8 protein-coding genes are annotated in these 10045 nt (G+C 64.5%); 5 read left to right on the top strand and 3 right to left on the bottom strand.

Annotated features, from left to right (window positions below; all coding sequences use genetic code 11):
- Positions 1 to 264: 264 nt before the first annotated feature.
- Positions 265 to 2025, bottom strand: coding sequence for a CYTH and CHAD domain-containing protein (locus AC0L3A_RS09360; protein ID WP_219683841.1), 1761 nt, complete (start codon positions 2023 to 2025; stop codon positions 265 to 267).
- Positions 2026 to 2345: 320 nt separating this feature from the next.
- Between AC0L3A_RS09360 and AC0L3A_RS09365 the strand changes: the two genes are divergently transcribed.
- Both AC0L3A_RS09365 and AC0L3A_RS09370 read left to right on the top strand, forming a co-directional pair.
- Positions 2346 to 3158, top strand: coding sequence for a helix-turn-helix domain-containing protein (locus AC0L3A_RS09365; RefSeq protein WP_219683842.1), 813 nt, complete (start codon positions 2346 to 2348; stop codon positions 3156 to 3158).
- Positions 3159 to 3273: 115 nt separating this feature from the next.
- On the top strand, positions 3274 to 4251 hold the full coding sequence (locus tag AC0L3A_RS09370) for a Bug family tripartite tricarboxylate transporter substrate binding protein (protein WP_219683843.1): 978 nt from the start codon (positions 3274 to 3276) through the stop codon (positions 4249 to 4251).
- A gap of 15 nt (positions 4252 to 4266) precedes the next feature.
- On the opposite strand, the gene AC0L3A_RS09375 is transcribed toward AC0L3A_RS09370, so the two are convergent.
- The gene (locus AC0L3A_RS09375; protein WP_473254222.1) at positions 4267 to 5562 is read right to left on the bottom strand and encodes a metal-dependent hydrolase family protein; all 1296 of its coding nucleotides are present in this window, start codon (positions 5560 to 5562) and stop codon (positions 4267 to 4269) included.
- 804 nt (positions 5563 to 6366) lie between these two features.
- On the opposite strand from AC0L3A_RS09375, the gene AC0L3A_RS09380 reads away from it, so the two are divergent.
- Positions 6367 to 6576 carry a hypothetical protein gene (locus tag AC0L3A_RS09380; RefSeq protein WP_007602565.1) on the top strand — a complete coding sequence of 70 codons (210 nt, stop codon included), beginning with the start codon at positions 6367 to 6369 and terminating at the stop codon, positions 6574 to 6576.
- A gap of 18 nt (positions 6577 to 6594) precedes the next feature.
- On the opposite strand, the gene AC0L3A_RS09385 is transcribed toward AC0L3A_RS09380, so the two are convergent.
- The gene (locus tag AC0L3A_RS09385; RefSeq protein WP_473254224.1) at positions 6595 to 7299 is read right to left on the bottom strand and encodes a GntR family transcriptional regulator; all 705 of its coding nucleotides are present in this window, start codon (positions 7297 to 7299) and stop codon (positions 6595 to 6597) included.
- A 265-nt stretch (positions 7300 to 7564) separates the two neighbouring features.
- Between AC0L3A_RS09385 and AC0L3A_RS09390 the strand changes: the two genes are divergently transcribed.
- Positions 7565 to 8551 (top strand): ABC transporter ATP-binding protein, encoded by a 987-nt coding sequence (locus tag AC0L3A_RS09390; protein WP_354128722.1) that lies wholly within the window; start codon positions 7565 to 7567, stop codon positions 8549 to 8551.
- Between the two features lie 42 nt (positions 8552 to 8593).
- Complete coding sequence (locus tag AC0L3A_RS09395; protein WP_007602563.1) at positions 8594 to 9883, top strand: ABC transporter substrate-binding protein; 1290 nt, start codon at positions 8594 to 8596, stop codon at positions 9881 to 9883.
- Positions 9884 to 10045: the final 162 nt, after the last annotated feature.

Below are 10045 nucleotides of genomic sequence, written 5' to 3' on the forward strand. Positions count from 1 at the left end.
CGGGCGGCGGCTCGGGTGGGGCCCCCGCGGGGGGGGGGGGGGGGGTCCCCCCCCTCTCTCCACCATCGGCGCCCCCCCCACCACCCGGGCGTTCCGGGGGGGGCCCCCACCCCCCGCCCATGGCACAATTCCCATAACAGAACACAAAAACCAAACACAACCGCGACCCGGTCACATCCCCACCCCTCCCCGTCCCAGACCGGTTCGCGCGCGCCCAGCCATCCCCCAATGGCTGGGCGCAACTTTTTTGGGGACGTACTTCGCTTAGTCCTGCGGCGTCTGCCGCGACCAGGGCACGCGCGCGGCAGTGAAATCGCGCCATGTGCTTTGCAGGGCGGGCTGCACCCCGACCGACGCGCGCGCCTGCCAGCCGGCGATCGCCGCCGCGGCAATGGCACCCTCCGGCCCGGCACCAAGCCTGTCGAGCAACGATGCCGTCACCACCATGTCGTTGAAGGCGCCGAGCTGCTCCTGCAAGCCGGCGAGCCTGCGCGCGAATTTTCGCGCGGATTTGCGGTCTGCGAACAGCGGCAGCAGAAACTCGCTGAGATAGCGCAGCCGCTTGGTCGCGAGCCGCACGCGGTGCAGACCTTCGGCGGGAAGCGACTTGAAGCGGCGGCCGCGCCTGAGCACCTTCGCATATTGCTCCGACAGAATGCGCTGCGCGAAGTCGACGGCGGGGTCGGCGAGCTGGCCGAGATCCTGCGCGGCGATGTCGTTGCGCCAGCCCCGCGTCTCGATCCACCCGCCGAGGCTGATCAGGAACATCGCGCAGCGGCGATCGTCGAGCGCATCGTGCGCCTTGCGATAGGCATCCGACTGGCGTTCGGCCGCAACCTGGCCCAGCGCGTCAAAGCCCGCGACCGACGGACAGGCTGTTGCGATCGTCGGCAAAGTATCGAGCCGGAACACATCCCAGTCGCGCGCGGCGGACAAATCCTGCGCCAGCCATCTGGCTTCGGTTCGCAGCGTGTCGACGTTGCTCGACACGCCCGCCGAATGCATCAGATCCAGCACCGACCGCAGCCGGCGCAGCGAGACGCGCAACTGATGGATTCCTTCCGGATTGCGGCCGTCCTCGGCAGCCGGCAGCGACTGAAGCAGATGGAGGAAGCAGGAGCGCAGGATCGTGGCGAAGGCCTCGTCGAGCGTGACCGACGCATCGAGACGAAGTTTTCGCGGACGTCGAGCCGAGGGCGGCTTGTCGGCGGCAAGATCGAACCCCCGTGCCGATTTGGTGCGGATCGACGGCTTTACGTCACCGTGCTCCGCGAGCCGCAGCGCGATCTCGTAGATCGCGCCGGCGCTGCCGCTCTTGAGCTCCAGCTCGATCTCGTTCACCGGCAGTGAACGGTCGCCGGCCGTCAACTCACCCCGGTCGAAGGCGATCTCGACCGCGCCTGACGGCAGCTCGATCAGCCGCGCATGGCGATGGACATCGGCGGTGAAGACCGCTTCGAGCGGCTGCGCTTCCAGGTGGCCGCGAAGCTTCTCAGGAATGAAGGGCATTGCCAAAGCGAGGTCGGGCGCAAGCGAAGGCACGCTCGCCTCCCACTCGCCACGGCGGAGTGGATCGTCCACCGCATCGGTCTTCACGGTTTGAACGAAGCGCGCACCGCTCTGACGAACGCGCAGGCTCAAGCCGTTGCGCCGAAGTGTCCGCTCCGGCGTGTCGTAGTAGACGGACTTGAGATGTTTGCGCGTGCCCTTGTTGCGCGCGTTCGTCGCGATCACAGGCGCAGCGTTGAAATGCGCCATGCGATCGGCATCGACGAGAAGCTTGAGTTCGATCTCACCGGCACCATGCGCGGCAGCACTCGACCGGAGTGGTTCCGTTGCCGGTTCCGCGTCTTGCGATGGCGTCTGATCGATCACAGCGCCCTCGACGATCACAGGTTCCGCGGCGGGTTCGCGTTGCCTGAGGAAGCCGGCGACGGCTTGCGTTCTCTTGTTGTCCTTCGCAACAGGACTCCCATCCCGCGCGCTCGGATGCTTGCGGACCGGCGTTGCGTCTGACTTCAGCATTTGAGGTAACATGACAGTTCAATGACAGAGCGACAGCGTATAGCCGCTGCCGCCCGCGAGGAATAGTCACCTTACGTCGCAGTACCCCACCGTCCACACGAGGCCGCGAGCGGCTTGACCACAGGAACTAAATTGCCGCCGGGCGCAGCAAGCGATCGAATTGACTGCGAATTCCGCTCTACTCGAAACCGAGATGAACGCGTCAGCGAGCTTGACTCATGCCAGCCTTCCCGCAATCGGTGGCGATGGCGTCGAGCGCGCTGCCCTGTCCCTCCGGGTTGCTTCATCGGCTACCGGCACGGCAATCACAAGGAGCTGCCATGACGTCGTTCCGTCCCGTCATCGCGTTGTCCAGGGGCCTCGAAGTCTTGCGGGTGATCAACCAGGAACGTCAGTCGACCGTCGGCTCGCTGCACAAGGCGACGGGGCTCAACAAGGCGACGATCGTCCGCATGCTCGAGACGCTGGAGCATGAAGGTTATGTGGTGCGCCGTACCGAACCGGCCAGCTACGCGCCGACGGGACGCGCGCTGCTGCTCAGCGCAGGCTATGACGAACCGACCTGGATTGGCGGCATCGCCGAACCCATCCTGAACAAATTCCGCAAGCAGATCCATTGGCCGTCAGACATCGCGGTGCTCGATCAGGAATCCATGGTCATCGCCCACACAACGCGCGTGGATGGATCGCTGCTGTTCAGCCGCCCGCCGGGTTTTCGCTTTCCCGTCCTCGGCACCTCGATGGGACGGGCCTATCTCGCCTTCTGCGAGCCTGCCGAGCAGGAGCGCATTGCCGCGCGGCTTGCCCTCGGTCCCGAGCCCTGGAACGATCTGGCGCGCAATCCCGACAAGCTCACCAAGGCGCTGCGCACGATCCGCAAAGCCGGGTTCGCGGTGATGGACGACAGCTACAGCCGCAGTGTCTTCGGCGGCGCAGTCTGGGCGCTTGGCGTTCCCGTCGCGCTTCAGAACCGGCTGTTCGGCAGCATGAACGTGATGATGCTCCGCGAAGCGGTCAGTCCGGAGGAAGGCATACGCCGCTTCGTACCTCCGATGAAGAAGGTCGCTTCCGCACTTGCCGAGGCGCTCGGCGCCAAGCTTGCTGCGCCAGGCTCTCCTGCAGGCCGGCCGTGACCATTTCACACAGTGAAACGATATTTTGATTTCTTGACCCTCCTCCTTGCCCATGTGACACCTCGTTGCGGCGGCTGCCGGCTGCCCAATGACACACGGAAAAGGGGAGGCCGAAGTGCGGACATCCGCGAGAATTTGGGCTGCCGCGATTGCATGCCTGACGCTGGCCGCTTCTGAAACGGCTTGGGCCGAAGCCTGGCCGACCCGGGCAATCAAGATCGTCGTCTCCACACCGGCAGGCGGCATCACCGATGCCTTCGCCCGCGCCTATGGCGACTACATCTCGCAGAAGCTTGGCCAGCCGGTCATTGTCGAAAACAAGACCGGAGCCAGCGGCGCGCTGGCGGCACAGTCGGTGAAGGATTCCCCGGCCGACGGTTACACGCTGATGTACACGATCTCGTCCACCCTGCTCGGTAACCGGCTGCTGCTGAAATCGCTGGCCTATGATCCGGACAAGGATTTCACGATCGTCGCGGTGACGCCTTCGGGGCATCTGCCGTTGGTGGTCCATTCCGCCACCAATGCAAAGACGATCGAAGAGTTCGTCGCGTACGCACGTAGCAACAAGGTCACGGCTGGCTCGTACGGGATCGGCTCGTTCGCGCACATTGCGATCGCCGAGCTCAACCGACAATTCGGTCTCGACATTTCCATCGTGCATTATCGCGGCGAAGCGCCGATGTGGCAGGATCTTGCCGCCGGGGTGATCCAGGCGGCGGTCGGAAGCTATCAGGCCGCGCTGCCGGTGCTCGATACCGGCATCGGCCGCCCAATTGCCGTGCCGACACCGGTGCGCATGAAGAAGCTGCCCGAGACCAAGACATTTGCCGAGCAAGGGGTCACCGGCAATGTCTTCCAGCTCATCAGCTTTACCGCGCTGGTGGCGCCTGCTGCGATGCCTGCAGACCGGATCGACATGCTCGCCAAGCTGATGGTCGAAGGCGGCAAGACGGAGCGCGTGCAGAAGCTGCTCGATGCCTTCGGCGTCGACCAGCCGGCCATGGATCGCGCCTCCTCGATTGCGCTTTACGAAAAAGAAGGGCCGATCTGGCTCGAGTCGATCAAGACTCTCGGATTGGAGCCGCAATAGATTCGGGGCGGCTCCTCACTGCGCGAGACTGTTCTTGTAAATCCTGCCGCCCTTCATGATCAGCACAAAGTTCTTGGCGGGATCCTTGACCAGGGCGATGTCTTCGAGCGGATTGCCGTCGACGAGCAGGAGATCGGCCAGCGCGCCCTCCTCGACCACACCGAGCTTTCCGGGATAGGGATTGCGCAGGCCCGACAAGCCCAGCAATTCGGCATTGGTCGATGTCGCCATGGTCAGCGCCTCGGCCGGCGTATACCAGCGCGTCAGCGCGGCCAGCATCGCGCCCTGCTTGTCCGCCAGCGCCTGCGAGAACAGGACGTCGGTCCCGAACGCTGTCTTGATGCCGTACTTTTTCGCCAGCGCGTAGACGCGGTCGGTGCCGGCAACCACCTGCCGCATCTTGTCCTGCTCCGCTGGTCCCAGCGCGGCGGCGCCGGAGATATCCAGGAATGGCTGCGTGCTCAACCAGATCCCCTTTTCCGCCATCAGCCGTGCACTCGCCTCGTCGATGAGGTGGGCATGCTCGATGCATCTCACGCCGGCCGCGATCGAGCGCTGGATCGCGACCGGCGTGTAAGCGTGGGTGGCGACATAGGTGCCCCAATTGTCGGCGGCCTCGACGGCGGCGCGCAGCTCCGGCTCGGTGAAGGTGGAGACGTCAAGTGGGCTGAACGGCGACGCGACACCGCCGCCCGCCGTGAGCTTGACCTGCGAAGCCCCCTGCATCAGCTGTTCGCGCGCCCGCACGCGGACTTCGTCGGGACTCTCGGCGACCATGCTGCCGCCAATCCGCTCCATGCGGCTGAGCATGCCGCCGATCGTTCGCGGCAGATCGGCAAGCTGGCGGAAGTCGCCATGGCCGGCAGTAATGGTGATCATGGCGCCGGAGGGATAGATGCGTGGACCCGCAACGAGGTCCTCGTCGATGGCCTGCTTCAATCCGAACGAAGGTCCTCCCATGTCACGCACGGTGGTGAAGCCGCGCATCAGCGTGGCCGCTGCCTCAGTGGCAGCGAGCAGATTGTTGTAGCCGACGTCACCTGCAAGCACGGCCATCGGGGTCGGCCGTACCAGCATCGCGTGCCAATGCGCGTCGATCAGCCCCGGCATCAGCACGCGGCCGCCGCCGTCGATCACCTTGGCTTCTGCCGTGATGTCCGTGGCCGAGATCTTCTCGATCGTCTTGTTCCTGACGAGAACATTGGATGAGGCAGAGAGCGCGCCGTTCTTTCCGTCGAATATCCGCACGCTGCGGAACAGAACGGCGGAGTCCTGCTGGGCCATCGCAGGCGACGGGCTGAAGATGCTCATCGTCCCCAACGTCAGCAGAACGGCAGCTCTCGCGAGTCCAGCCCGCGAACCCAAACCCCGCATCTTCGCTCTCCGCATCCGGTGCGCGCGCTAGGCAGCGGCAGCTGCAGGCCGCCATGCAAGGCTCAGCCATCCGATGCCGTGGGACAACAGGTCAATGCCGAGCAGCAATCCCAGGACCCAGAGCCCCGTGAGCGGAAAGCCGGTGAGGATGATGAGACCTCGCCGGCGCCTAGACCTGTCCGCTGGTTCCGACGACGCAGACCCCGAACAGCTCGCTCGGAACGCGGGCGAGCGCAGGGTAGACCTGCGAGTTTGTTCCGTCGCGATTGATTGAAACCGCCGCTGCGCCTCGTTCACCAGCGCTTGCACAATCTCGGGAGCGGGCAAGTGGCCGGTCGAAACGTAGGCGGTCTCTCGTTCGTCAGCCAGAGCTCGCGCCATGGCAGCACTCCGCAGAACGGATTCACCTGATGTCGGCTCCGTTCTAGAACTCGACGCTCACGCTTCAGTTGATTCCCATCATCGCCGCGAGTCAATTTACAACCATAAGGCGATTTTGCATTTCAGCCATACGACTCTATGAGACATGGATGACTGCACAAAACGCCGGGAATTTTCGGCACGTGTGTAAGCGCTACTGTCGCGCTTGCATCGAACTCAAATCAAAAGAGCGAAGAGCAACTCTCAACGCGAGATTGCAATACCCGTGCGCTGGAATACGATCGGCCACGGGCTACGCGAGAGGGTCATGGGCGAAGGGAGACGCGAGGACAGCCCTACATCAAGTGAACGAGGCGCAACATGGTAGCACAAACGAGTGACGGATATGTCCTGCTGGTCAAGAAGCTCGGCGGGCTCTTCGCAATCATCCTCGGATGCCTGCTGACCGCGGTCGGTGTAACCTTCGAATCCGGCGGCACGACTTTCTTCGGCGTTCTCTTCCTGGTTCTTGGCGCAGGTTTGCTGGTGCTGAAGATAGTCAGGCGAAACGAAGGATCTCCGTCGCCATAAGCCGCCGGCGCAGCTTGCTCACGCGCCCAGCACGTCCGCGAGCCGCAACTCGTCGGCTGGATCCTTCAGGAACAGCTCGGCCTCGATCTCGTTCAGATGCGACAACATCTGCGCGCGCGCGGCTTCCCTGTCGCATTTGCGAATCGCAGCGACGATGCCGGCGTGATGATCGGTGCCGCAGGCCGGCGTGTCGTGCCGGCGGTAGAGCAGGATGATGAGCGACGAGCGCGCGATCAGCTCCTTGAGAAAACCGAGATAGATGCTGTGGCCACTCATCTCGGCGACGAGTCGATGGAAATCGCCGGAGAGGCGGACCGAAGCACGCGCATCGCCACGCAGCTCCGCCTCGCGTTCCTCGGCAAGATGCCGCTGGAGACGCCCGATCCAGGCCGGCGACACCGCGTCAACGGCGTGATCGATGATTGTCGGCTCGATCAGGCGGCGCGCCTCGAACACTTCGCGGGCGTCGGCTGGCGTCGGCCGCGCGACGAAGGCGCCGCGGTTCTTCTCGATGTTGACGATGCCCTCATGCGCGAGCTGTTGCAGCGCGGTGCGAACCAGCGTCCGGCTTGAGCCGTAGATCTCGCCGATCTCGTCCTCGCCGAGTTTCGTGCCGGGCAGCAGGCGATGCTCGAGGATCGCCGCGGTCACGCCTTCCCGGATGCGGCTGACGCGATCGCTCGCATCTGGCGCGTCGGATTTCGGTCGGGACTTGGCGGCCATGGGGGTGAGGACTCGATCGTCGAAGATGGCGTCGAATCCTAATCGACCAGCTGTATCCAATCACAGGCGAAACTTTATACAATCCGCGCCTGTTTTGTGTGCACGCAGCTGCGAAGGCAACGAGCCGCCCACGCCCGAGGGATTCGATCTAACGATCTGACTCCGCTGCACTGTTTTGGAATTCGGCCGGCCGAGAACGATTCAAGCGCGATTGGCATGGACCTTGCGGAGAGAGGCGCAGCATCGCCCTCGCCCCGGACACGCCATGGCCACTCCCGCCGCCCTCGAACTGGTCGCCGTCACCAAGCGCTACGACACGACGCTGGCGGTCGACACCGTCAATTTGAAGATCCCGGCCGGCACCTATTGCTGCCTGCTCGGCCCCTCCGGCTGCGGCAAAACCTCGACCTTGCGCATGATCGCCGGCCACGAGGCCGTCAGTGAGGGCGACATCATCCTGGGCCCGCAGAACGTCACCGATCTCGAACCCGCCAAGCGCGGTACGGCGATGATGTTCCAGTCCTACGCGCTGTTTCCACACCTCACCGTGATCGACAACGTGGCGTTTGCCCTGAAAATGCGCGGCATCGACCGGGCGACGCGGCACAAGCGCGCCGGCGAGCTGCTCGAGCTGGTGGCGATGACGCCCTACGCGGCCCGCCTCCCCGCACAGCTCTCCGGCGGCCAGCAGCAGCGCGTCGCGCTGGCCCGCGCGCTGATCACCGAGCCGCAGATCCTGTTGCTCGACGAGCCGCTCTCGGCGCTCGACCCATTCCTGCGGGTCAGGATGCGCGGCGAACTGAAGCGGCTGCAGCGCGAGCTCGGCATCAGCTTCGTTCAGGTCACGCACGGCCAGGAAGAGGCGATGGCGCTGGCCGACCACATCGTCGTGATGAACCAGGGCAGGATCGAGCAGCAGGGAAGCGCCCGCGACATCTTCCATCATCCCCGCACCGAATTCGTGGCGCGCTTCATCGGCGGCCACAACGTCCTCAGCGACGCAGGCAAACTCATCGCCGTGCGCGCCGATCAGCTCGGCATCGTGCCGATCGCCGACGGCGCGGTCGGCGCGCCGGCGCTGCTGACCCAGACCGAGTACCAGGGCTCCTACATCGCCGTCTCGCTCACGCTCGAAGACGGGACCGCCCTGTTCTCCCACCTTCCCGAGGCCGCCTTCGACGTCCACCAGTTCCGGCCGGGCGATCGCGTGCTGGCCACCTGGGATCCCGCCAAGGCGCAACGTCTGCAATAGCGCCGATCAATCACCGGAATGCGCAACAGAGGAGTCAGTGATATGACCGAAACGACCAGGAAGAAGGGCCTTAGCCGCCGCACGCTACTGAAGAGCACCGCGGGTCTCGCCGGCCTTGCCGCCGGCTCCGGCGCCATCACCGGATTTCCCTACGTCATGTCGGCCGAGCCGAAGGTGCTGCGCTATCTCGGCACCGCGGTTAACGAGGGCGACGAGATCTCCAAGCAGTGCCTGAAGGACACCGGCATCAAGATCGAATACATCACCGCGACCACCGACGACGTCACCAAGCGCGTGATGACCCAGCCGAACTCCTTCGACGTGCTCGACACCGAATATTTCGCGCTGAAGAAGATCGTGCCGTCGGGCAACATCCTTGCCCTCGATGCCAGGAAGATCAAGGAATTCGACAACATCACGCCCGTCTTCACCAAGGGCGTCACTCCCGGCGGCAAGAAGATCGGCGGCCAGGGCACCGCGCCCTGGAAGGTGCTCTATCTCGAAGGCAAGGACTCCAAGAAGTTCGCGACCTCGGCAACCGAGTTCGTCACGCTCATCCCGACCGTCTACAACGCCGACACGCTCGGTATCCGCCCCGACATCATCAAGCGTCCGATCAGCTCGTGGGCCGAATTGCTCAATCCCGAGTTCAAGGGCAAGGCCTCGATCCTCAACATCCCCTCGATCGGCATCATGGATGCCGCGATGGTCGTGGAAGCCACCGGCAAGTACAAATATGCCGACAAGGGCAACATGACCAAGGAAGAGATCGATCTTACGATGAAGGTGATGACCGAAGCCAAGAAGGCCGGTCAGTTCCGCGCCTTCTGGAAAGACTTCAACGAGAGCGTCAACCTGATGGCCTCGGGCGAGACCGTCATCCAGTCGATGTGGTCGCCGGCGGTGACGAAGGTCCGCTCGATGGGGATTGCCTGCACCTTCCAGCCGCTCAAGGAAGGCTATCGCTCCTGGGCGTCCGGCTTCTGCGTCTCCAAGGGCGTCTCGGGTGCGAAGCTCGAATGGGCCTACGAGTTCGTCAACTGGTTCCTTTCCGGCTATGCTGGCGCTTATCTCAACCGCCAGGGCTACTACTCCGCCGTGCTCTCCACCGCGAAGGCGCATATGGAGCCGTACGAGTGGGCCTACTGGATGGAAGGCAAGGCGGCAGAGAAGGACATCAAGGCGCCCGACGGCTCGCTGCTCGAGAAGGCCGGCGCCGTGCGCGACGGCGGCTCCTACGAGGACCGCATGGGCGGCGTCGCGTGCTGGAACGCCGTGATGGACGAGAACGACTACATGGTGCGCAAGTGGAACGAGTTCATCGCAGCGTAATCTGATGGACACGTCGGAGGACATTTTGCAACAGGCATCCCCGGACCTGGTCCGGGGATCGGAGACGGGGGGGGGGGGGGGGGGGGGGCGCGCGGGGGGCGCGGGGGGCGGGGGGGGGGGGGGGCGGGGGGGGGGGGGGGGGGGGGGGGGGGGGGGGGGGGG

It is taken from the genome of Bradyrhizobium sp. MI1.3, from assembly GCF_055811695.1.

Coding starts and splice junctions, on each gene's coding strand:
- AC0L3A_RS09365 (WP_219683842.1), top strand. CDS start 2,346: ATGACGTCGTTCCGTCCCGTCATCGCGTTGTCCAGGGGCCTCGAAGTC.
- AC0L3A_RS09380 (WP_007602565.1), top strand. CDS start 6,367: ATGGTAGCACAAACGAGTGACGGATATGTCCTGCTGGTCAAGAAGCTC.
- AC0L3A_RS09375 (WP_473254222.1), bottom strand. CDS start 5,562: ATGAGCATCTTCAGCCCGTCGCCTGCGATGGCCCAGCAGGACTCCGCC.
- AC0L3A_RS09390 (WP_354128722.1), top strand. CDS start 7,565: ATGGCCACTCCCGCCGCCCTCGAACTGGTCGCCGTCACCAAGCGCTAC.
- AC0L3A_RS09360 (WP_219683841.1), bottom strand. CDS start 2,025: ATGCTGAAGTCAGACGCAACGCCGGTCCGCAAGCATCCGAGCGCGCGG.
- AC0L3A_RS09385 (WP_473254224.1), bottom strand. CDS start 7,299: ATGGCCGCCAAGTCCCGACCGAAATCCGACGCGCCAGATGCGAGCGAT.
- AC0L3A_RS09395 (WP_007602563.1), top strand. CDS start 8,594: ATGACCGAAACGACCAGGAAGAAGGGCCTTAGCCGCCGCACGCTACTG.